Annotated in this window: 24 protein-coding genes; 17 read left to right on the top strand and 7 right to left on the bottom strand. The window is 58.1% G+C overall.

From position 1 onward, the window contains the following. Positions 1-149 precede the first annotated feature (149 nt). Positions 150-476, top strand: a complete 327-nt coding sequence (gene hspQ / locus OLX72_RS05645) for a heat shock protein HspQ (protein ID WP_114868557.1) — start codon at positions 150-152, stop codon at positions 474-476. A gap of 55 nt (positions 477-531) precedes the next feature. On the opposite strand, the gene OLX72_RS05640 is transcribed toward hspQ, so the two are convergent. The 3 genes from OLX72_RS05640 to OLX72_RS05630 all read right to left on the bottom strand — a co-directional run bounded on the left by OLX72_RS05640 (position 532) and on the right by OLX72_RS05630 (position 3,221). Continuing rightward, positions 532-2,109 (bottom strand): gamma-glutamyltransferase family protein, encoded by a 1,578-nt coding sequence (locus OLX72_RS05640; protein ID WP_114868558.1) that lies wholly within the window; start codon positions 2,107-2,109, stop codon positions 532-534. A 307-nt stretch (positions 2,110-2,416) separates the two neighbouring features. After that, on the bottom strand, positions 2,417-2,899 hold the full coding sequence (locus tag OLX72_RS05635; protein WP_114868559.1) for an ATP-binding protein: 483 nt from the start codon (positions 2,897-2,899) through the stop codon (positions 2,417-2,419). Then, positions 2,883-3,221, bottom strand: coding sequence for an STAS domain-containing protein (locus OLX72_RS05630; RefSeq protein WP_114868560.1), 339 nt, complete (start codon positions 3,219-3,221; stop codon positions 2,883-2,885). The genes OLX72_RS05635 and OLX72_RS05630 overlap by 17 nt, the downstream gene beginning before the upstream one ends. 90 nt (positions 3,222-3,311) lie before the next feature. On the opposite strand from OLX72_RS05630, the gene OLX72_RS05625 reads away from it, so the two are divergent. From OLX72_RS05625 to OLX72_RS05600, 6 genes are all read left to right on the top strand, one after another. Next, positions 3,312-4,484 carry an acetyl-CoA C-acyltransferase gene (locus tag OLX72_RS05625; protein WP_114868561.1) on the top strand — a complete coding sequence of 391 codons (1,173 nt, stop codon included), beginning with the start codon at positions 3,312-3,314 and terminating at the stop codon, positions 4,482-4,484. An 81-nt stretch (positions 4,485-4,565) separates the two neighbouring features. After that, positions 4,566-5,024, top strand: a complete 459-nt coding sequence (locus tag OLX72_RS05620) for a GAF domain-containing protein (protein WP_433989993.1) — start codon at positions 4,566-4,568, stop codon at positions 5,022-5,024. A 70-nt stretch (positions 5,025-5,094) separates the two neighbouring features. After that, complete coding sequence (locus tag OLX72_RS05615) at positions 5,095-6,630, top strand: cryptochrome/photolyase family protein (RefSeq protein WP_114868563.1); 1,536 nt, start codon at positions 5,095-5,097, stop codon at positions 6,628-6,630. Next, positions 6,617-6,781, top strand: coding sequence for a DUF2256 domain-containing protein (locus OLX72_RS05610; RefSeq protein ID WP_205389017.1), 165 nt, complete (start codon positions 6,617-6,619; stop codon positions 6,779-6,781). The genes OLX72_RS05615 and OLX72_RS05610 overlap by 14 nt, the downstream gene beginning before the upstream one ends. A gap of 224 nt (positions 6,782-7,005) precedes the next feature. Then, on the top strand, positions 7,006-8,256 hold the full coding sequence (locus tag OLX72_RS05605; protein WP_114868565.1) for a hypothetical protein: 1,251 nt from the start codon (positions 7,006-7,008) through the stop codon (positions 8,254-8,256). A gap of 244 nt (positions 8,257-8,500) precedes the next feature. Continuing rightward, positions 8,501-8,926, top strand: a complete 426-nt coding sequence (locus OLX72_RS05600) for an ester cyclase (RefSeq protein ID WP_433989992.1) — start codon at positions 8,501-8,503, stop codon at positions 8,924-8,926. Between the two features lie 99 nt (positions 8,927-9,025). On the opposite strand, the gene OLX72_RS05595 is transcribed toward OLX72_RS05600, so the two are convergent. Beyond that, on the bottom strand, positions 9,026-9,349 hold the full coding sequence (locus OLX72_RS05595; protein WP_205389019.1) for a DUF1294 domain-containing protein: 324 nt from the start codon (positions 9,347-9,349) through the stop codon (positions 9,026-9,028). 116 nt (positions 9,350-9,465) lie between these two features. Between OLX72_RS05595 and OLX72_RS05590 the strand changes: the two genes are divergently transcribed. Genes OLX72_RS05590 through OLX72_RS05550 form a run of 9 tightly spaced genes read left to right on the top strand, consistent with a single transcriptional unit; the run spans position 9,466 to position 18,987 of the window. Then, entirely contained in the window at positions 9,466-10,038 is a 573-nt protein-coding gene (locus OLX72_RS05590) for a helix-turn-helix domain-containing protein (protein ID WP_114868567.1), read from the top strand. Positions 10,039-10,049: 11 nt separating this feature from the next. Next, complete coding sequence (locus OLX72_RS05585) at positions 10,050-10,673, top strand: LysE family translocator (RefSeq protein WP_433989991.1); 624 nt, start codon at positions 10,050-10,052, stop codon at positions 10,671-10,673. Further along, on the top strand, positions 10,673-11,056 hold the full coding sequence (locus tag OLX72_RS05580; RefSeq protein WP_205389021.1) for a GFA family protein: 384 nt from the start codon (positions 10,673-10,675) through the stop codon (positions 11,054-11,056). Before OLX72_RS05585 ends, OLX72_RS05580 begins: the two co-directional genes overlap by 1 nt. Continuing rightward, positions 11,049-13,490, top strand: a complete 2,442-nt coding sequence (locus tag OLX72_RS05575; protein ID WP_433989990.1) for a GcvT family protein — start codon at positions 11,049-11,051, stop codon at positions 13,488-13,490. The genes OLX72_RS05580 and OLX72_RS05575 overlap by 8 nt, the downstream gene beginning before the upstream one ends. After that, positions 13,487-14,122, top strand: coding sequence for a LysE family translocator (locus OLX72_RS05570; RefSeq protein WP_433989989.1), 636 nt, complete (start codon positions 13,487-13,489; stop codon positions 14,120-14,122). The genes OLX72_RS05575 and OLX72_RS05570 overlap by 4 nt, the downstream gene beginning before the upstream one ends. Continuing rightward, positions 14,119-15,015, top strand: a complete 897-nt coding sequence (locus tag OLX72_RS05565) for a homocysteine S-methyltransferase family protein (RefSeq protein ID WP_433989988.1) — start codon at positions 14,119-14,121, stop codon at positions 15,013-15,015. The genes OLX72_RS05570 and OLX72_RS05565 overlap by 4 nt, the downstream gene beginning before the upstream one ends. 9 nt (positions 15,016-15,024) lie before the next feature. Next, a complete protein-coding gene (locus OLX72_RS05560; RefSeq protein ID WP_433989987.1) occupies positions 15,025-17,472 on the top strand; it encodes a GcvT family protein in 2,448 nt (815 codons plus the stop codon). Between the two features lie 13 nt (positions 17,473-17,485). Beyond that, complete coding sequence (locus OLX72_RS05555) at positions 17,486-18,268, top strand: alpha/beta fold hydrolase (RefSeq protein WP_433989986.1); 783 nt, start codon at positions 17,486-17,488, stop codon at positions 18,266-18,268. A 5-nt stretch (positions 18,269-18,273) separates the two neighbouring features. After that, the gene (locus OLX72_RS05550) at positions 18,274-18,987 is read left to right on the top strand and encodes an RluA family pseudouridine synthase (protein WP_433989985.1); all 714 of its coding nucleotides are present in this window, start codon (positions 18,274-18,276) and stop codon (positions 18,985-18,987) included. A gap of 3 nt (positions 18,988-18,990) precedes the next feature. Here OLX72_RS05550 and OLX72_RS05545 read toward each other — a convergent pair whose 3' ends face one another. Both OLX72_RS05545 and OLX72_RS05540 read right to left on the bottom strand, forming a co-directional pair. After that, positions 18,991-19,830, bottom strand: a complete 840-nt coding sequence (locus OLX72_RS05545; RefSeq protein WP_114868574.1) for an alpha-1,2-fucosyltransferase — start codon at positions 19,828-19,830, stop codon at positions 18,991-18,993. A 127-nt stretch (positions 19,831-19,957) separates the two neighbouring features. Further along, positions 19,958-21,385, bottom strand: a complete 1,428-nt coding sequence (locus OLX72_RS05540; protein ID WP_114868575.1) for an aldehyde dehydrogenase family protein — start codon at positions 21,383-21,385, stop codon at positions 19,958-19,960. 166 nt (positions 21,386-21,551) lie between these two features. Between OLX72_RS05540 and OLX72_RS05535 the strand changes: the two genes are divergently transcribed. Beyond that, entirely contained in the window at positions 21,552-22,202 is a 651-nt protein-coding gene (locus tag OLX72_RS05535) for a peroxiredoxin (protein ID WP_114872021.1), read from the top strand. Here the strand turns inward: OLX72_RS05535 and OLX72_RS05530 are convergent. Next, a complete protein-coding gene (locus OLX72_RS05530) occupies positions 22,199-22,915 on the bottom strand; it encodes a glycosyltransferase family 25 protein (RefSeq protein WP_114868576.1) in 717 nt (238 codons plus the stop codon). The genes OLX72_RS05535 and OLX72_RS05530 overlap by 4 nt on opposite strands. Positions 22,916-23,016 lie beyond the last annotated feature (101 nt).

Here is a 23,016-nt window from a genome sequence, read left to right as displayed (position 1 = left end):
AATAACCGGCAAAGGTGGCCCGATCACATGGCCCAAATCCAACTGTTCAAATCACGTTCACAGTCTGTTTCCAAAAAAAACAGCCCCGAATGTTGGACAAACGAATCGATAGAGTCTACCAAACAAGGTGTAGGGGCTATTGTATTGTTATGATTAGAACGCGTGCAAAATACCATTTGGGGCAAGTTGTCCGTCACAAGAAACACCCGTTTCGCGGTGTTGTCTTTGACGTGGATGCCGTTTTTTCCAACACAGAAGACTGGTACGAGGCCATCCCCGAGGAAAGCCGCCCGGTCAAGGATCAGCCGTTTTACCATCTGCTGGCCGAAAACGATCAGAGTTTTTATGTCGCCTATGTGTCGGAACAGAACCTTGTTGCCGACTATTCCGGCCAACCGGTCGAACATCCCGACATACCGGACCTGTTCGGACCATTCGAAGACGGCCAGTATCCGCTGCATTTCCAACTGAACTGAACCTTACCCGTCTGCGTGATGGTATCCGGCGCGGATGGCCCGCACCGGATTGATTTCAGTATCCGATAGCACAGCCATCCTTGCGCGGGTCACTTGCCCCTTCCAGAACACCGTTTTCGTGCATCAGAATGGCTTGCGCGCCGCCGATTGGCTTTATCGGAACCTCGACCTTGTGCCCCAGATCGGCCAGCTCCTGCCGCACCTGATCCGAATAACCGCGTTCGATCTTCATCACGCCCGCATCTGAAAAACAGCGCGGCATATCAATTGCGCTTTGCGGGTCCAGCCCGAAATCAACCATGTTGCTGACAAACCGCGCATGCCCTTTGGGCTGGTATCCGCCACCCATCACGCCAAACGGCATGGTGACACGCCCGTTCTGGCGCAGCATCGCCGGAATGATCGTATGCATCGGGCGCTTGCCCCCCGCCAATTCGTTGGGGTGCCCCTGTTCCAGCGTAAAGCCGGCGCCGCGGTTGTGCAGCAGAATCCCGAATTTTTCCGAAGCGATGCCCGATCCCCACGCCTCGTAGATCGAATAGATCAGCGAAACCGCCATCCGGTCCTTGTCGACCACGGTGATGTATACGGTGTCTTTGTGCACCGTTTCGCTTAGGGCTGCGGGGCTTTCCATGGCCTTTTTTGGGTCGATCAGCGCCGCAAGTTGGCGCGCCGTTTCAGGCGAAAGCATATGTTCAAGGCGCGTCGTATGATCCGGATCGGCGATGAAACGATTGCGCGCATCATAGGCCAGTTTGCCCGCCTCGGCTTCGATATGGGCGCGCATCGTGCCCACAGGATCCATATCCGCGATATCGAAATGCGAGAGGATGTTCAGCATCAACATCGCGGTCGCGCCCTGGCCGTTGGGCGGGTGTTCCACCAGTTCGACATCTTTATAAGCGCCGATAACGGGCGTTGTCTGATCCGTATGTGTTGCGACAAAATCGTCCATAACGTGCACACCACCCATCGCCTGCACGGCGGCCAGCATGTCTTCGGCGATTTCGCCGGTATAGAATGCATCGCGTCCGTGTTGCGCAACGCGGCGCAGCACTTCGGCCTGTCCGGGCGCATGAAACACATCGCCCAGACCCAGAATGGCCCCGTCTCTCAGGTAATGGGTGCGCCCGTGCCCTTGCAGCGTTTTGCTTTCGTGTTTCCAGTCAAACGCCACCCGAGGCGCCACGGCTATGCCTTCGTCTGCATATCGGATGGCTGGCGCGAGGACCGCCTCAAGCCCCAGTTTCCCCCAGTTTTCCGACATGTGGCAAAACGCATCGATGGCGCCGGGAATGGTAATGGCATCGGGCTTGAACGGGGGCACAATCTGCGCCCCCTGTTCACGCAACGCGGCAGCCGATGCCGCCATCGGTGCGCGTCCGGATCCGTTGACGCCAATAATGTCGCTTTGGCCGGGGATCGCGATCAGGGCAAAGCAATCGCCACCGATGCCCGTGCTTTGTGGTTCGCACAGGCCCAAAAGTACCGCGCCCGCAATCGCCGCATCCATGGCATTGCCGCCCTGTTCCAGTACGTCAATGGCGGTTTTTGCAGCCAGCGGGTGCGACGTGGCGCACATTCCGTTGGTGGCATAGACCGCAGATCGGCCCGGGCTGTGAAAATCACGCATTTTGCATCCCCTTGTTCGTGTTCGTCGGAACAATAGAACCGCCACGCCGGAATGCAATCCGGTCACTTTTCTGAATGTCGGGATAGGTTTTAAACCTCGGCATCGCGCACTGGGTGGGGGCTGTGAAACGCGACGCCGAGGGAAGCCATATGCAGCTACAATTCTGACTATGCCGGAACATTCAGGCGCGAATGCGGACTCAATAAGGCGCTTTTGCGGCGCTGCGGCAACTTGGTTTTTCTTATGCCCAATGGTTTGCCTGTGTCAGCGCGCGCGCCGGCGATCACAAAACCCTTTGAAAACAGCGTTACCTGCCCAAAAACCGGATCGTGAATGTCAGGAAATTCCGTTCGTTCCTGCGCCGGTATGTCAGGTCTTGCGTCAGCCGGCTGATGATGAACCAGCCAAATCCGCCTTCGGGCAGGCTTTCTAAATTACCATGACCGCGCGGCAGGACGGAATCAGGAGCGCTTCCCCCCTGCAATGGCGCACCGTTATCTGTCACTGTCATCACAACACGGTTATCTTCGAACCTGCAGGACAGCCGGATCATCGCGTTTTGCGCATCGTGACAGGCATGTTCCACGATGTTGTTCAGCACCTCGGCCAGCACCAGTTCCAGCGTCGCTAGATCGCCCTTTTCCACCCCCAGCCCTGCGGCAAATCCGGTCATGTCCTGCAACGCTTTGCGCACGCCGAATGCCTCGGGGTTTACGATGGCGCGATAAACCGTTCCCCCCGCTTGCAGGCCGGGATTGCGATAACACTTGCTGTCAGTTCGCGCAGGCATCAATCGCCGATTGCAGGGTCTTGAACAGACGAAAAACGCTGTCCATCCGGGTCAACTGGAACACTGTATCGACAGCCGGGTTAAGCCCTGCCAGATCCAGCCTGCGGTCGGGCCCAAGATGCTTCATCGCAGCGACAATTGCGCCCAGACCGCTGGAATCGATAAACTCAACCTGTGACAGATCCAGAATGATGGTGTGCGCTTTGCCGCCCGTCTGTGCGCGAAAGGCCTCCTTGAAACGGATCGCCACGGCAGCATCGATCCGGTTTTCGCACACACTCACCACGCGGCAGTTTTCATGATCAGAACTGATGATTTTCATACTGGCAGACCTGCGGCAATTGACTGTACCCTGTGGTCTAGGACCAAGATATTACCATTCCGTTTGCAGCGGCAAAACCAAAGGTGTGACATGCAAGACGTTTATATCGCCGGCGCGGCGCGTACGCCCATGGGTGGCTTTCAGGGTGTTTTCAACAATGTGCCGGCCGCACAACTCGGCGGGGCTGCCATTTCGGCCTGCCTGCAACAGGCCAAAACCGCCCGGGTCCAAGAGATTCTGATGGGCTGTGTGCTGCCGGCCGGTCAGGGCCAGGCTCCGGCCCGGCAGGCCGGATTCGCCGCCGGTTTGGGTGAAGATGTTCCCGCGACAACTCTGAACAAGATGTGCGGTTCCGGTATGAAAGCCGCCATGATCGGATTTGACCAGATCGCACTGGGCCAGACCGGGGTGCTGGTGGCGGGCGGCATGGAAAGCATGTCGGGTGCCCCGTATCTTTTGCCTGCGATGCGCGCCGGCGCGCGTATCGGGCATGCCAGCGCACAGGATCACATGTTTCTCGACGGGCTGGAAGATGCCTATGACAAGGGCCGCCTGATGGGCACCTTTGCCGAAGACTGCGCCGAAGCGTTCCAGTTCACCCGCGCCGCACAGGACGACTATGCCCTGACATCGCTGTCCAATGCGCTGGCGGCGGAAAAAAGCGGCGCGTTCGATGGTGAAATTACCGCCTTCACCGTCGCGGCGCGCGCCGGTGACCAGACCATTACCCGTGATGAACAACCCGCCAAGGCCCGGCCGGATAAAATTCCGCACCTCAAGCCAGCCTTTCGCAAGGATGGCACTGTGACCGCGGCCAACTCGTCGTCCATTTCCGACGGTGCGGCGGCTTTGCTGCTGGCTTCGGGGGATGCCGTCAAGGGTCAGGATCTGGCCCCGCGCGCCCGCATTCTCGGTCATGCCAGTCACGCGCAGGCACCGGGGCTCTTTACCACCGCGCCGGTGCCTGCGGCCCGGAAACTGCTGGCCTCAATCGGCTGGTCCAAAGACGATGTCGATCTCTGGGAAGTGAACGAGGCCTTCGCGGTTGTGCCGATGGCGTTCATGCATGAAATGGGCCTGCCGCGCGACAAGGTCAACGTGCATGGCGGCGCCTGCGCACTGGGCCACCCGATCGGCGCGTCGGGTGCGCGCATCATGGTGACCCTGCTGAATGCCCTGGAATTCCACGGTCTGAAGCGTGGCGTGGCCGCCATCTGCATCGGGGGCGGCGAAGGTACGGCCATTGCCATTGAGCGCGTGTAACTTCATCTTTTCAGAAATACTTTCGGGGGTCCGGGGGCAGACAGCCCCCGGAACTGTCCAGCCAATAACGGAACCATGTCCATGCAGGTCAATTACGATACACTCGCCGCAACCATCGCGTCGCTGACGCAGGGCGAGACCGATCCCATCGCGCTGATGGCCACCACCGTCTGCGAGGTGCACCACGCCGACGACCGCTTTGACTGGACAGGGTTTTACCGCGTGACAGAGCCTGATCTGTTGAAAATCGGCCCCTATCAGGGTGGCCATGGCTGTCTGGTCATCCCGTTCAGCCGCGGCGTCTGTGGCGCGGCAGCGCGCACCGGTCAGGTCCAGCTTGTGCCCGATGTGACGGCCTTTGACGATCATATCGCCTGCGCCGCCTCAACCCTCTCCGAACTTGTGCTGCCGATACGCAACCATGCGGGAGAATTGATTGCGGTCTTTGACATCGACAGCGATCGACCCGATGCATTCACGCAAACAGATGCCGACCGGTTGGCCGACATTCTGGATCAGGTGTTTGCAAAAGGGGCATAGCGACAAGGTCGCGCGCGCCACCCCTGAATTTCGCCCTTGATTTCCCGCTCGTGAATCACAGGGTTCACCTATGAAACTACGCTTGATACTTGGCGATCAACTCAGCCCGCATATGTCCGGTCTTGCTGATCTTGATCCGGAAAACGATCTGATATTGATGTGCGAGGTGCGCAGCGAAGCCACCTATGTCAAGCATCACAAGAAAAAGATCGCCTTCCTGTTTTCGGCAATGCGCCACTTTGCGTCCGCCCTGACCAGCAAGGGTCTGAATGTACGCTATGTGCGCTATGACGATCCTGACAACACCGGCTCACTGCTGGGCGAGGTGTCGCGCGCGGTTGCACAGGATGACGTGACCGAAATCATCCTGACTGCGCCGGGCGAATACCGTTTGCGCGCTGAAATGCAAGGGTGGTCCGATACGCTTGGCCTGCCGGTCAGCATCAGGGAAGATGACAGGTTTCTGTGTTCCACGGCTGAATTTGCGCAATGGGCCAAAGGGCGCAAGCAGTTGCGGATGGAGTATTTTTACCGCGAAATGCGCCGCAAATATAATGTTCTGATGGATCAGGACGATCCCATTGGCGGCCAATGGAATTTTGACGCCGAAAACCGCAAACCGCCCGCCAGCGGACTGGACATTCCCGATACGTATCGCGCCCAGCCTGATGCCACCACGCAAGAGGTGATTGATCTGGTCGAAACCTGTTTTCCCGACCATTTCGGCGATCTTTCCCCGTTTCATTTCGCAGTGACACGGTCGCAGGCCCTGACGGCTTTGGATCAGTTCATCGCCAAACGCCTGTCCCTGTTCGGCGATTATCAGGATGCGATGATTCAGGGTGAGCCCTGGATGTTTCACAGCCATATTGGCCTTTATCTGAACTGCGGCCTGCTGGACCCGCTTGAATGTATCGAACGGGCGGAATCCGCCTATCACAAGGGAAACGCCCCGCTGAACGCCGTCGAAGGCTTTATTCGTCAGATATTGGGGTGGCGCGAATATGTGCGCGGTATCTACTGGCTCAAAATGCCAGAGTATAAAACCGCGAATTTTCTGGAAGCCAGTCGGCCCCTGCCGGAATTCTACTGGTCCGGCGATACCCAGATGAACTGTCTGCGCCAGTGTGTGAATGAAACCAGGGCTAATGCCTATGCGCACCACATCCAGCGCCTGATGGTATTGGGCAATTTCGCACTGATCGCGGGGCTGGACCCCGAAGAAGTAAACGAATGGTACCTGCTGGTTTACGCCGATGCCTATGAATGGGTCGAACTGCCCAATGTCACGGGAATGATCCTGTTTGCTGATGGCGGGCTTCTGGCGTCAAAACCCTATGCCGCCAGTGGTTCTTATATCAACCGGATGTCGGATTATTGCGGGTCCTGCAAATACAAGCCCACGGTCAAGAACGGCCCGACAGCCTGCCCGTTCAATTATCTTTACTGGGATTTTCTGGATCGCAACAGCGACCGGCTGCGGGGCAATCCGCGCATGGGGTTCATGTACAAAAGCCTTGATCGGATGAGCGATGAAAAACGCCGCGCGATCGGGGATGACAGCCGCCGGTTCTTCAACGCGATTGCGTCAGATGAAAAAGTCTGACCTGCCGCAGAAAACCTGCGCAACCTGTGGCCGCCCGTTCAGCTGGCGCAAAAAGTGGTCAAAAGTCTGGGACGACGTGCGCTATTGCTCGCAACGCTGCCGCGGCGCGCGCGCGGGCAAACCGCAAAGCGTTGATCAAGGCAGAAAGTGATCAACCCGACGCGTTCACCCGACCAGATGCCGTTCGGACCGGACATTGGGGCACAAGATGGTCAAGAGCGGGTTTGAGCGGTCCTTTAACGGTGCAGCAGCAAACGGACTTCTGCACATCACATCGGAAAATCGAAACTGCCCAAAGATTGACGCAGGTCAAGGTGTCAAACCCTCAATTTTGATAGCATCTCAAAACCGTATTTCGACTGTAGGATCAAAAGAATGCAAGCGGTCGCGGACACCACGCTTCTGGTAAAAGATGGGATCATCACCAGCGAACAAGCCAAGACAATTGAGGCCAGGGCGCGAGAAACTATGGTCTACCTCGCCATCAACGCCCTTTTGTGCTTCGGCATAATCGCTGCAACCGGTGGCTTCATTGCGTGGCTTGGGACACCTGCATCCGTTGCAATAACCGGACTGCTCTTCTCAGGAATGGGCGTTCTGATCCTCGCCTATGTCAGCGAAATGTTCCGAATGTTCGGCAATGCTTCGATGCTTATCGGTGCGGGCATGCTGATCGGCGGGGCAAGCGTTGAACTGATGTCCAACTATGAGCAATTCGCAGGAGCAGCCATGTCTGCTGGTGGTTTCATTATCGCCGGGGGCGCTGCTTGGGTTTTTATGTCTGAACGAGTTTCCGCGCGCTTCGTGATTGGTTCGATAACTTTGATGGGTGTTGCGATGCATTTGGTCGGCATCGCATTTTTCTTGGATCAAGCAGACATCTCCGGCGCACCGATTAGCGGTTTCTACTTATACGCGACGGCTGCACTTGTCATGGCGGGTTTGTTGACCGACGTGCGGCTCGTCACCGCGCTAGCCGTTATCCCGTTTGCCCAGACGCTGGATACCAGTACGAATTATTTTCATGCGGCTTACGCCTTCTACTCTCCGGAGACCACGCTCTCTATTCTTCAAATGGCAGTTCTGAGCGCTGCTTGTCTCTGGATGGCAGCGCAGCAGCCCGAAAGGATCGCCAGACACGCTCGTATTTTAGCTGTTATGGCTTTTTTAGTCGCCAATCTGTGTGCACTGGTTGGATCATTGTGGGGGGATTGGATCGGCGAAACCATTTGGGGGCCTACATTCAGGTGGGAGGCCAACACGACGATGGAGCAACAACAAGCAGCTTGGCGGGAATTCGAAGCAGCCCGAGCAGCATTCCGAGAAACAGCATTATATTTGTCCTATAACGTTTATTCGGTCCTCTGGGCGGTAGCATTGACAGCCCTCATTCTCTGGGCTGCGCACAAGTCCCAGCGAGGCCTTTTCAATGCCTCTCTTACTTTCGCTGGAATTCACGCCTATACGCAGTTTTTCGAGAGCTACTACGACCAGCCGCTTGCTTATGTCATTGGCGGGATCGCGGCTATACCTATTGCTTGGGGTATGTTGAGATTGGATCATTGGATCGTAGCTACGCGTGGTCAAAATGCTTCGTGGAAACAACCGCCAAGTTCACCCACATAAATGGCGTCAGGGTGTCGCTTTGGCCAATATCGCGATGCCCCGAAAAGATGACACCTTCCTATTTCATTGACGGATCAGCGTCTCATGTTCGGCCGCGCAGCGAAGGTCTGAAATGTCCCGCAACTCAACCATCGGGGCAAACAGCGACGAATGACCGGTCCGAACTCCAAAGCCGACTTTCTCGTGCATGGGCGAGGGTCTGCTGGTACCCTACCCTGAAGCACTCGAAAATGGGATCAGGGCCATGCATCCGACCGAAAAGATTGTTCGACAGTTTCACGAGTCATGGGATCTGCGCGACCCTGATCGTGGCGCAGAGGTTATCGCAGACGACTGCGACTTTGAGGATATCGCCCGCGGTGAAAAGCTTGTGGGCAAGGAGGCTTACAAGGCCGATTACCACCGCTGGCGCGAGGCTTTCCCGGATGGGCTTTGCAAGGTCGAGAACGTCATCGTAAGCGAGGATGGGCAATGGGCCACTGTCGAGTTCCGCAATACCGGCACGCATACAGGGGTTCTGCGATCAAGCCTTGGGGATTTTCCACCGACCGGAAGAAAAGCCGAGGTTCGCTATTGCTCTGTCATGCGGGTCAAAGACGGGATGGTCGTCGAGGGGCGGGACTACTACGACAGCGCCACAATCGCACGGCAGTTGGGACTTGTGGACTGACGACAGAGATTGCCGGCCGGCTTTGTATTTCGCTTACGGCCAGCGATGCATAGCGGCAGGGTCTCCTTGTTCTGCACAACAGCGCACCCAACCCCGCCATTACGTCTGAAACGCCTCGCTGAACACGAACGCGGCGTATCCCAGCGCCAGGACCTGCGAGGCGGCAATCGTTTTCATCTTCAGCGTCAAGGCGCGTTTGCGGGTCTTGTGGCGAAACCTGCCGCGCGCGGCAAATGCGCCGATTGTGCCGCCAACAGCGCACAGAAACAGAAGGTTGAATTCGGATACCCGCGAATTGCGTGCGCGCGATCGGCGTTTGTCATACCAGAACACCCCCCATGTCACCGCGTTGATCCCGACCAGATAGGTCAGCAGAACAAGGCTGATAAGCGCGGCAGGCGAAAGGGCGGGCATGACGGTCATGTCTGGCTTGTGACAGGCTGCAGCGCATTGGCAAGTATCCATAATGAAAAAACAGTTGTTTTTTTCACCGACTCATCGCATCGTGAAATTATCGCCACTTTTTTCACGAAAGTCTGATGCTGCATCAAGACCCATCCAAAGCTGAAACCCTCGGTGCCGACCTGCGCGCGCTGCGCAAGGCGCGTGGGATCACGCTGGCCGATCTGGCGGGCACGCTCGGGCGCTCTGTCGGCTGGCTAAGTCAGGTCGAAAGGGATTTGTCGGATGTGTCGGTGACGGAACTGCGCCAGATCGCCAAGGCGCTGGATGTGTCCCTGTCGATGCTGTTCAGCCACAGCGCCGCTGTCGCCGACGAGGCCGGGTATGTGGTGCGCAAAGACACGCGCCGCCCCATCGGATCGAATGCCGCGGGCCTTGTCGAAGAATTGCTGTCCCCGGATCTGACGGATGATTTCGAAATGGTCTATTCCACCTTCGAACCGAACAGCCAGCGCGTCGAATGTTTTTCGCGCCCGACACAAGAGGTGGGCTATCTGGTTTCCGGCAAGCTTGATCTGGAAATCGGCCTGCGGCGGTTCACCATTCATCCCGGTGACAGTTTTCGCATTCGCGGCGAACCCTTTCGCTGGATCAATCCCTATGACACACCTGCCGTTGCGATCTGGGTGATCGCACCGCCGGTCTACTAAGCGGGGCGGGGATGAGTTTTGAGGCGTGGATCGTATTTGCCGTGTTCTGGGTTGTGTTTGTCACCACGCCGGGGCCGAACGCGGTGAACTGCATCAACAACGGCATGACACTCGGTTTCAGGCGCGCGCTTGTCGGTGTTTTGGCGATCCTCACTCAGGCAACCCTGTTTCTGATCCTTTCGGCATTGGGTATCACCGCCCTGATCGCGGCATCGCCGACTGCGTTTCTGGCGGCCAAACTGCTTGGGGCGGCGGTTCTGATCTATCTGGGTGTGCGTGGCTGGATGAATGCGGCAAAGCCCGTGACCATTGAACAGCGCCCCGCAAGATCGATCTATCTGCGCGCGCTGGCCATCGCCACCATCAACCCCAAAAGCGTGGCGGGATACCTTGCCGCGTTCTCGCAATTCGTTCAGCCCGATGTGCCGATCTGGGACCAGATGGTCGTGATCGTGCCCACCGCCCTGACGCTGACCGCGCTAAGCTACACGGGGTTCACTGCGTTGGGCGCGGGCATCGGGCGCGCGGCTTTGGGCGTTGTTTTCAATTTTTGGGTGCGCCGCGTCATGGCCGCCTGCTTCATCATCTACGGGGTGCTTCTGGGCAGCACCTCTGTACCGCAAGGAAGAGTCTGATGTTAAAGGGAAGCTGCCTGTGCGGCGCGATCAAGTTCGAGGCCACGGGAACAGCGCGCGACCCTGCCGCCTGTCATTGCGGCCAGTGCCGAAAGCAATCGGGCCATTACTGGGCCGCGGTCAACGTGCCGATGTCCGGCTTTACCTGTTCCGGCGATGTGCGCTGGTACGAGGCAAGCCCGATTGCCAAACGCGGCTTTTGCCCGACCTGCGGATCTTTCCTGTTCTGGAAGGCACACGACGAAGACGAAATAGGCGTCGCGCTTGGCGCGCTGGATGCCCCGACCGGTCTTAGGCTGGAACGTCATATCTATACCGCCGACAAGGGCGATTATTACGACATCACGGATCATGTCCCGCAAGAGGAGCAAGAAAATGGCTGAATTTCCGACAACCGCACGGGTGGTTATCATTGGTGGCGGGGCGGTTGGCGCCTCGGCTTTGTATCATCTGGCGCTGGCCGGCTGGACCGATTGCGTTCTGCTCGAAAAAAACGAACTGACTGCGGGCAGCACATGGCACGCGGCGGGCAACGTGCCGACATTTTCGACCAGCTGGGCGATCATGAACATGCAGCGCTATTCGACCGAGCTGTATCGCGGGTTGGCGGACAAAGTTGACTATCCGATGAATTACCATGTCACCGGATCGATCCGTCTGGCCCATTCCAAGGAACGCGTACAGGAATTCGAACGCGCCAAGGGTATGGGGCGCTATCAGGGAATGGACATCGAAATGATGTCCCCGAAAGAAGCGCAAGAGATCTACCCGTTCATGGAACTGCACGATCTCAAGGGTGTGCTTTATGATCCCAACGATGGCGATATCGATCCCAGCCAGCTGACACAGGCACTGGCCAAGGGCGCACGCGATCTGGGTGCGCGGATCGAACGTTTCTGCCCTGCGACGGGCGTGTCGCACGATGGCGATGAATGGATCATTCACACCGACAAGGGCGATATCCGTTGCGAATTCGTGGTCAATGCCGCGGGTTACTATGCGCAAAAAGTGGGTGAATGGTTCAAACCCTATGGCGGACGCACTGTGCCGATGATGGTGATGAGTCACCAGTACCTGCTGACCGACGAAATCCCCGAAATCGCAAAATTTACCGCGGATCACGGTAAACTGCCGCTGCTGCGCGACGTGGATTCATCCTATTATCTGCGGCAGGAAAAGACCGGCCTGAACCTTGGCCCGTACGAGCGTAACTGCAAGGCACACTGGATCACGCCCGAAGACCCGTTTCCCGAAGATTTCAGCTTTCAGCTTTATCCCGACGATCTGGAACGGCTTGAATGGTACATCGAAGACGCAATGGCTCGGGTGCCGCTGTTGGGCAGCACCGGCATCAACAAGGTGATCAACGGCCCGATCCCCTATGCCCCTGACGGATTGCCCCTGCTGGGCCCGATGCCCGGCGTGAAAAACGCATTTGAGGCATGTGTGTTCACCTTTGGCATCGCCCAGTCCGGCGGTGCGGGCAAGGTGTTGGCCGAGTGGATCACCGAAGGTGCGACCGAATGGGATATGTGGGCGGTCGATCCGCGCCGCTACACCGATTACACCGATGCCGATTATTGCATCCAGAAAGGGATGGAAACCTATGGCCATGAATACGCCATGCATTTCCCCTGGCACGCGTGGCCTGCAGGGCGCGACAAGAAACTGTCGCCTGTTCATGACAAGGTGATCAAGGCAGGCGGTGTGATGGGGGCCTATAACGGATGGGAGCGCGCCAACTGGTTTGCCCAACCGGGTGACGACACATCGCTTGATGCCACCCATACATGGGAACGCGCCGGCCCCTGGGAACAGCGCATTCGTGAAGAATGCGAAGCGGTGCGCGATAATGTCGGTGTGCTCGACCTGCCGGGATTTTCGCGCTTCAACCTTAGCGGTGAAGGCGCGGCAGAGTGGTTGCGCGGCATGATCACCGGCGGTTTGCCCAAAATCGGGCGGATGAACCTTGCCTATTTCGCCGATGATCGCGGCCGTATCCTGACTGAGATGAGCGTGCTGCGTCACGGCGAGGATCAGTTTACCCTGATCACCGCCGCCACGGCCCAATGGCATGATTTCGACGTGCTGAATAACGCGTTGCCCACGGGCCTGAGCCTGACGGATCACACGACGGAATATTCCACCCTGATCGTGACTGGGCCAAAGGCGCGCGCCTTGTTCGAACAGATTGCCGAGGCTGATTTGTCACTGGGGTGGCTGTCACACCAGCCCGCCAGGGTCGCCGGCAAGAGTGCGGCGCTTGCACGGGTCAGTTTTGCCGGTGAACTGGGTTGGGAAATCCATGCCACCAATGCGGATATGCCCGAGATTTACGATGCCGTGATCGCCGCGGGCGCAAAACCGTTCGGCATGTGGGCGCTGAACAGCTTGCGCATCGAAAAAGGCTATCGCGCATGGAAAGGCGATCTGTCGACCGATTACACCCTGTTCGAAGGCGGGCTTGACCGGTTTGTCAAACTGGACAAACCACAGGATTTCCGCGGCAAGGCTGCCTTGCAGAATGAAAAGCAGCAGGGCAGCAAAAAACGGTTTGTCACCCTTCTTGTCGATGCGGGCGCGGCAGATGCGCCTTACATGTCCACGCTTTGGCATGACGGGCAGGTGGTGGGTGAAACCACATCCGGCGCATGGGGATACCGGATAAACAGCTCGGTTGCCTTGGGGATGGTGCGTACCGACCTCGCGGTGCCCGACACCGCGCTCGAGGTTGAAATCTACGGTGAACGCCGCCGCGCAACCGTACAGGCAGACGCGCCCTTGTGGGACGCGGACAACGAAAGGCTGCGTGCATGACGCTTGAAACGTACCTGCTTTACCTTGGTGTGCTGGCGGCTTTTTTCGCGACCCCGCCTGACACCAGCCAATTGCTGATCATGTCAAACGCAATGCGGCATGGCCTAAAGCGCAGCCTTGCGACTGTTGCGGGTGATCTCTCAGCCAACACCTTGCAGATGAGCGCTGCGGCCTTTGGTCTGACAGCCATTATCGCGGCATCGGCTGATGCGCTTTGGATCGTGAAGTGGCTGGGCGTTGCCTATCTGGTCTGGATCGGCCTGACCCTGATGTTGTCAAAGCCCGAAACGGGGCCAGCGAACGCTGCTCCTGCGGCCCGGCTTGGCATCCTTTACCGGCAGGGGTTTCTGACATCGTCAGCCAATCCATATGCTGTGGTTTTTTTCGGCGCCCTGTTCCCGCAATTCATCGATCCGACTTTGGCTGTGCTTCCGCAGCTTGTCATTCTGGGGCTGACTTATCTTGTTGTGGATGGGGCAATGCTGGTTCTTTGGGGCTGGCTGGCTCAACGAACACTCGGTCGCATCCGGTTGCTTCAGGATGTCTGGCTGAACAGGCTGTCCGGCGCATTAATGATCGCAGCAGCGGCGCTTTTGGGCAGCCGTGATTTGGCGGCAGAGGCTGGAAAATGACGGACATTATCCTTTTGGACGGGTCTATCGGGCAGGAACTGGTCAGGCGCAGCGCGGACCGGGCCACGCCGCTGTGGTCCACGCAAGTGATGCTGGACCATCCCGAAATGGTGGGCGAGGTACACCGCGATTACTTTGGTGTCGGTGCCACGATCGCGACGGCCAATACCTATGCCGTACACCGATCCCGTCTGGTACGCGTCGGATTGGACGATCAGATGCCGGTCTTGGTGAACACCGCGCTGGATCAGGCCCGCGCGGCCCGCGATGCCCATGGTGGCGGGCGTGTTGCGGGCGCGCTTGGCCCGCTACTGGCGTCCTACCGCCCTGACCTCAAACCGGATGTTGACGATGCCGCCGAAAAATTCGGTGAACTGGTCCGGATTATGGAGGACAAGGTTGATCTATTCCTGATCGAAACCGTGTCTTCGGTGCAAGAGGCGATTAGCGCATTGCGCGGCACGGCAGCGACAACAAAACCTGTCTGGCTGGCGCTGAGTGTCGAGGACGACGACGGAACGCGCCTGCGATCCGGCGAGGCGCTTGTAGATATTCGTCCGGTGATCGACGGTTTCAAGCCTGACGCTGTCCTGATCAATTGTACGCGGCCAGAAGCGGTAGCTTCCGCGCTTGAAATCATCAAGGCATTCGGGCTGCCATTCGGCGCATATGCCAACGGGTTCACCCGGATTTCGGATGCATTCAAGGCGGATGCCCCCACAGTCGATGCACTTGAACAGCGCACAGATCTGGGGCCAGCGGCCTATTCCAAATTTGCCATGGGCTGGATCGCGCAAGGCGCCACCATTGTCGGCGGCTGCTGCGAAGTGGGGCCTGATCACATTGCACAACTGGCCCGCGATCTCCGCGCGGCAGGTCATTCCATCGTATAGGATTTCGATATGAATACTCTTCCTTCTTCGGCTCGCGTGGTCATCATTGGTGGTGGCGTCATCGGATGTTCTGTTGCCTACCATCTGACGCAACTGGGCTGGCAGGATGTTGTCCTGCTGGAACGCAAGCAACTGACTTCGGGCACCACATGGCACGCCGCCGGTCTGATCGGGCAGTTGCGCGCTTCCTCGAACATGACCAAGCTGGCGAAATACTCTGCCGATCTTTATGCGCGTCTGGAGGAAGAAACCGGCGTTGCAACCGGTTTGCGGCAAGTTGGTTCGGTCTCTGTCGCCCTAACCGACGCGCGCAAGGAGGAACTGTTCCGCAATGCCGCCATGGCGCGTGCCTTTGGGGTGCCGGTCGAAGAAATCTCGCCCGCGGAGATCAAGAAACGGTATGAACATATCAATCTGGACGGGGTCAAGGCAGGTGTCTGGCTGCCAACGGACGGGCAGGGTGATCCCGCCAATATCGCGCTGGCGCTGGCCAAGGGCGCGCGCCAGCAAGGCGCGCTGATACAGGAACGCGTCAAGGTAACAGGCGTGACCCGCGATCATCGCACGGTAACAGGCGTGAACTGGACAGATGAAGACGGAAATACCGGCCACATGACTTGCGATATGGTGGTCAACTGTGCCGGAATGTGGGGCCATGATGTGGGCCGGATGCTGGGGATCAACGTACCGTTACAAGCCTGCGAACATTTTTACATCGTGTCCGAACCGATCGAAGGGCTGACCCAGATGCCGGTGCTGCGGGTGCCGGACGAATGTGCCTATTACAAGGAAGATGCGGGCAAAATGATGCTGGGCGCGTTCGAACCGGTCAGCAAACCGTGGGGAATGGGGGGCATCCCCGACAGTTTCGAATTCGATCAGTTGCCCGAAGACTTTGATCATTTCGAACCCATTCTGGAACAGGCGGTCAACCGTTTGCCGATGCTTGGAACGGCCGGTATCCACACGTTCTTTAACGGACCCGAAAGCTTTACCCCCGATGACGCCTATCATCTGGGCCTTGCCCCCGAGATGGACAATGTCTGGGTCGCTGCGGGGTTCAATTCGATCGGCATCCAGTCCGGTGGCGGCGCGGGTATGGCGCTTAGCCAGTGGATGCATACCGGCGAAAAACCGTTTGATCTGGGCGATGTGAACATCGCGCGGATGCAGCCGTTTCAGGGCAACAAGAAATATCTGGTCGAACGCGCAACCGAAACGCTGGGCCTGCTCTACGCGGATCATTACCCTTACCGGCAAAAGGCCACGGCGCGCGGCGTGCGCCGTACCCCGTTCCACCACCATTTGCTGGAACACGGGGCCGTCATGGGCGAAATCGCGGGCTGGGAGCGGGCCAACTGGTTCGCCAATCCGGGCCAGACACCCGAATACGAATACAGTTGGAAGCGGCAGAATTTCTTTGACAACGTTGCCGCCGAACACGCTGCGATCCGCAGCAATGTCGGCATGTACGATATGTCGTCTTTTGGCAAAATCCGCGTCGAAGGGCCGGATGCAACTGCATTCCTGAACCATGTGGGTGGCGGGCAATATGACGTCCCGGTGGGCAAGATCGTCTATACCCAGTTCCTGAATGTCACTGGCGGGATCGAAGCGGATGTAACCATCACCCGCCTGTCGGAAACTGCCTATCTGGTGGTCACGCCTGCCGCCACGCGACTGGCCGATCAGACTTGGATGATGCGCCACAAGGGTCATTACAACGTTGTTCTGACAGATGTGACCGCGGGCGAAGCCGTATTGGCCGTCATGGGCCCCAATGCGCGCAAGCTGATGCAGGCTGTTTCACCCAACGATTTTTCCAACGCCGTCAATCCGTTCGGCACCGCACAAGAGATCGAACTGGGTCTGGGTCTGGCGCGGGTACATCGCGTCACCTATGTCGGAGAGCTTGGCTGGGAAATCTATGTGTCCTCTGACATGGCGGGCCATACGTTTGAAACGCTTCACGCCGCCGGTCAGGACATGGGCCTGACCCTTTGCGGGATGCACATGATGGATTGCGCTCGGATCGAAAAAGGCTTTCGCCATTTCGGCCATGACATCACCAGCGAAGATCATGTGCTTGAGGCCGGATTGGGTTTTGCCGTGAAAACCGACAAACCGGACTTTATCGGGCGTGATGCGGTGCTGCGCAAGAAAGACGAAGGTCTGGCCAACCGCATGGTCCAGTTCAGGCTGACCGATCCCGAACCGCTGCTCTATCACAACGAACCGGTGATCCGTGACGGAGAGATTGTGGGCTACCTGTCTTCCGGTGCCTACGGCCACCACCTGGGTGCGGCCATCGGCATGGGATACGTGCCCTGCAAGGGCGAAAGCGCGGCGGATGTTCTTGCTTCAAGCTATGAAATCGATGTTGCAGGTACCCGGGTCAAGGCCGAGGTATCGCTGAAGCCAATGTATGACCCAAGCGCGGAGCGCGCCAAGGCTTAGGATGGCAAGGGACATGTTCCTTGATATTGCAGGCAACCGCGTTTTCGCGCTCAGCTTTGGGAAGGGGCCCAAGACGTTTCTTGCGCATAGTGGCTGGATCGGAAACTTCGAAGACTGGATCGCAACCCTCTCCATACTAAGCGAAGAGTGGCGGGTTGTCGTTTATGACCATCGCGGAAGCGGCGAAACACCCGTTCCAAGCGAAGACATTACTGCAGACGCTCTTGTGGACGACGTTTTCGGGGTTATGAACGCGCTGAAGATCGAAACCTGCACACTTGCCGGTTTTTCCGCAGGTGCCGTAACGGCATTGCGTGCTGCGCTGAGACATCCGGACCGGTTTGAAGGTCTCATGCTGCTGAATGGCAGCGGCGGGGTGAAAGTGTCGGACGCAGAAATCAAACCACGCGTTCCGCCATCCCAATGGCCCGGTGATACGCACCTTGAACGGCTGGAGTGGTTTGCGACGATGTGTACGCCGGAACCTGGTGCGCTGCATATTCGCCGATGGGCCGTGAATCTGTTATCACGGGCCACACCCGAGGCAGCAGAAGCATCGTTCATGACCCAGCCATCGCAAACCCTGGATTGGCCTGCAGAGCTGGGGCGCCTGTCATTGCCCACGCTTCTGGTTCACGGAGAGCTTGATCCATTGGTTGACGTCAAGGATATGGAATATCTGCAATCGCTGCTTCCTCAATCCAAGCTGGTCATAATGGAAGGGTCCGGCCACTTGCCCGCAATGACCAGACCGCAAGACGTCGCCCGCGAGATCAACGAATTTTTTGCAGTTTAATCGTCATGGTGGCCTGCCCGCGCCAATGTGGTTGTCGCGGCCCGGTCACCACGGTAATCACCCCCATGACCGTGCAATCTGAATATGATCCGCCCACCGGCCCGCTATCGGTGCTGCACCGCGATCCGTCTTTTGTGATCGTCGACAAACCGGCGGGCTTGCTTTCGGTTCCGGGGCGTGGGCCGCATCTTGCCGATTGTCTGATTGCGCGGGTGGCGCAGGATTTCCCCGATACGCTTCTGGTGCATCGTCTGGATCGCGACACATCCGGCATCATGGTCTTTGCACTGACCCGCGCTGCCCAAAAAGCGCTGGGCCAGCAGTTCGAACGGAAAAGAACCCGCAAGACTTATGTGGCCCGAGTAGCGGGACAGGTGCAGGGCGACAGCGGGCAGGTTGATCTGCCCCTGATCGTGGATTGGCCGAACCGCCCGCGCCACATGGTGTGCCACGACACCGGCAAACCGGCCCAGACCGACTGGCGGGTGATCGCACGGGATGCGGGCGAAACCCGAATGGAACTGACACCCAGAACCGGGCGCACCCATCAGCTGCGCCTGCACATGATGGCGCTGGGCCATCCCATTCTGGGTGATCCGTTTTACGCAACGGGCAGGGACGCAGATTATGACCGCATGATGCTGCATTCGGCGACGCTTGGGTTCGAACATCCGGAAACCGGCGAACCCGTTACGTTCCAATCCGCCGCGCCGTTCTAGGGGTCAGATACGAAACCAGCTTTGCGGCAGAATATCGGGGTTGTTCAGCTTGGGATCGCCAAACCAGTCCGACGGCCCCGCCACGCGTTTTTCGGGGTTCGCGTTCAGCCATGCGGCCCACCATGAAAACGAAGAATTGGCGATGATGTTGTGCTGGCACAGGCTCATCAAGCGCATGTCTTCGTAATCGGCGTCTGGCCCGTTGAAATCAACCACCACCTTTTCGTAGGGCAGGGGCAGGTTGTCCCGTGCCCAATCGGGATCATCCGAAAACACGAATACGGTCGGCGTACCATCCAACGGTGCGGCAACCTGCGCAAGTGCCGCGCCGTAATAGGTCTGATCACAGATCGTATGGGCATCGAATGTCAGGTAATCGCCGCGCCGCACATGCAGCGAAACCGACAGCGTGTCACGGATGCGGGCCGCCATTTGTTTATTTTGGGGTGACGGCGGCGGGCGGAAGGCAAATTGCCGGCGCATGTCCTGTGCGATATGCGCAAAGTACTGCTCTGACTGCCAGTAGCCGTGCAGGTACACATTATCGGGCCAGGTTTCGATCACGGAATTATACCCCAAACCCCGTTCCCGTTTGAACGCAGGCGCGGCACCCGTCATGCGCCAGATGGCATATCGCAACGGCGCGTCGTGGCGGGCTGGCGGCAGGGGTGCAGGATCTGCAACATCCAGATCAAATACACGTGTCAGCACGCCTTCGCCGCGATGCAGGGCGGTACGGGTGTCCAGCACAACCTGCGTTCCGTGCCGCGCCGCCAGACCACGAGCGGCGGCGTATTGAAACATCTGGTTGCCCAAGCGGCCGTGCAGACGTGAATAGATCATAGGATGGGCGACCCTTTAGCCAGTTTCCCGTCTGTGTTTAGGCCGATTAAGGGCGCGCGGCCAGACGCAAAAGGCCGCCCTGCTAGGGGCGGCCCTGAACCGTTCCATTATCTGGAAACAGGCGCGGTTATGCGTCTGACCATCCCGAGACAGCTTTGATCTCAAGGAATTCTTCCATCCCGAACACGCCGCCTTCGCGGCCATTGCCCGATTGTTTGTAACCGCCAAAGGGCGACCCTTGGGCAAATCCCTGTCCGTTGGTTTCCACCATGCCCGACCGCAACCGGCGCGCCACGCGGCGGCGTTTTTCAGCGTCCTGCGACTGGATATAGTTGGTCAGACCGTAAGGCGTGTCATTGGCAATCGCGATCGCTTCTTCTTCGGTGTCAAACGGAATGATCGACAGCACAGGGCCGAATACTTCTTCCTGTGCGATGGTCATGTCATTTGTAACATCCGCAAACACCGTGGGTTTCACGTAATAGCCTCGGTTCAATCCGTCAGGACGGCCCAGACCGCCCGCAACCAGACGGGCCTCGGACATGCCAACCTCGATCAGGCCCTGAATTTTGTTGAACTGGGCTTCGGACACGACAGGGCCGATATGTTTGCCTTCTTCGGATGCCGGGCCAACGCGGGTGGTGTTGGCAACATCTGCCGCCATTTCCACCGCCTCGTCATAGCGCGAGCGTTCAACCAACATCCGTGTCGGTGCGTTGCACGACTGGCCCGAATTGCGGAAGCAGCGGATTGCGCCTGCTTTGGCGGCGTTGGGTTCGGCATCGGCAAAAATGATGTTGGCGCCTTTGCCGCCCAGTTCCAGACTGACGCGTTTCAATGAATCAGCGGCGGCCTTGGAAATTGCGATGCCGGCGCGGGTTGATCCGGTAAAGCTGACCATATCGACACCGGGATGCGACGAAAGCTGGCTGCCAACGCCTACACCGTCGCCATTCACAAGGTTGAACACGCCTTTGGGGAATCCGGCCTGATCGACGAATTCGGCAAACAGCAAACCCGACAAAGGCGCAATTTCCGAAGGTTTCAGGATCATCGTACAACCCGTTGCCATCGCCGGGATCGCCTTCAGAACAATCTGGTTCATCGGCCAGTTCCACGGCGTGATCAGCGCACAGACACCAATCGGTTCGCGCAGGGTTTTTTCGGTTGCGGTGAAATCCGTTTCAAAGCTGAAGTTTTCCAGTGCTTTCAGAAACCCGCCCATGTGCCAGGTGCCGGACCCGACCTGTTGCACCCGGCTTAGATCGATGGGCGCGCCCATCTCAAGGCTGATCGCTTCGGCCATTTCAGACTGGCGATCTTCGTAGACTTCGCCAAGACGGCGCAGCAGCGCAACGCGTTCATCCAGCGTTGTCTGCGACCAGCCTTCAAACGCCGCCCGTGCCGCCGCCACGGCAGCATCCGTATCCGCCTGGTCGCCCAGCGAAATGACGGCGCATTTTTCTTCTGTCGACGGATCAATGACAAAAAAGTCGTTGGCCTTGGCAGGGGCAACCCACGCGCCATTGATATAAAAATCTCGTTTCTCGATCATCTTGCTACTCCGCTTGCAGAAAACTTGATCCGGCCTCTTTGGCCCGGAATTCCGGCGCACTCTGTCATTGCAGACAGAAAGGGGCAAGAGAGGGGATGTAACTGGCCCTCTAAAGGTTTAGATTACGACTCGGAATGGTTCAAAACCGAACATGAAGGAGAAGATCATGGGTTTGCGTATTAACGACACGGTGCCGAATTTCACCGCAGAAACGGATCAGGGCACAATTCAGTTTCACGACTGGATCGGCGACAACTGGGCGATTCTCTTTTCACACCCCAAGGATTTCACTCCGGTTTGCACGACCGAATTCGGTGCCGTGGCGCAATTGGCCGACGAATGGGAAAAACGCGGCACCAAAGTGATCGGCGTTTCCGTGGACGGTGTCGAAGACCACAAGAAATGGAAATCCGACATTGAAAAGGTCGGCGGCGCCAAGGCCGGTTTTCCGATCATCGCGGACGAAGGTCTGGCCGTGTCCAAGGCGTTTGATATGCTTCCCGCCGAAGCGTATTTGCCCGACGGGCGCACCCCAGCCGACAGCGCGACAGTGCGGTCCGTGTTTATCATCGGCCCGGACAAGCAACTGAAACTCAGCATGACCTACCCGATGACGGTTGGCCGGAATTTTGCCGAAGTCGTGCGCGCGCTTGACGGATTGCAGATGTCAGCCAAAGGCGTTGCCACACCCGCCAACTGGGTGCCGGGCGAAGATGTTATCATTCCGCCATCTGTCAGCAATGAGGATGCAAAGGCCAAGTTCGGCGAATTTGAAACCGTGCTGCCTTACCTGCGCAAGACCAAGGCGCCGACCTAAATCTTTTGCGGGCGCAGGGCGACCTGCGCGCGATACCAGGCCCGTTTCAATTCCCGCGCCAGTTTTCCGCTGGCGCGGGTTTTTACTTGGATCGTGGACCCGCCGATTTGGGCAGCGACTTCCTGATTGCCGTTGGGCAGGATGGCATGCACCTTCTGTCCCGTCACCCAGTGCATTTGCAAAAACGTATCAACAGGCCGGTCGATTTCGCGGGTGCACTCCAGCAATCGCTGTGCCACATCGCGCCCGACAATCTGGCAGATGCACTGTAATCCGACCACCCGCGGCAGGATGAACGCCATGTCCCCTTCCTGTGCCAGCGTGGACTGTGCGGTTTCGCGTGCTTTGACAGGAAGGCGGATGTACATATCGGGCGTGGCGTGATCCGCCACCATTTGCAGTGCTATAGCCAGGCGGTCGGGATCGACCTGCAAATCATCTTCGGCGATCACGGCATAATCTGCGCCGCTGTCGACCAGCCGCTGCCAGCAGGCGCGGTGGCTGGCAAATACCCCGATTTCCGCAGGGCGCAGGGCAAAGGGATAGTGCGGCGCATAAAGGTTGCCTGCATGTGTTCGGATATGCGCAATCTGTGCCGGATCACGTCCGTTCACCGCCTCGATCAGGTGCGCATCCGGCAACGTGTCCAGCAGTCGCTGTGCATTCGCGCGCCGCGCGGTGCTGGAAGACATATGGATGATGTAAGACTGCATATGCGGTATGTGTAGCGCGCATTTGCGACCTGTGAAAGCAGTGCTGTGCTGATGCCTCAACGCAAAAGCCCCGGCACAGGGGCCGGGGCTTGATCGCGGAT

Source organism: Sulfitobacter sp. TBRI5, from assembly GCF_051013555.1.
GTDB lineage: Bacteria > Pseudomonadota > Alphaproteobacteria > Rhodobacterales > Rhodobacteraceae > JL08.
Note: the sequence above shows the minus strand (reverse complement) of the source record. Positions and strands in the feature narration are given on the sequence as shown.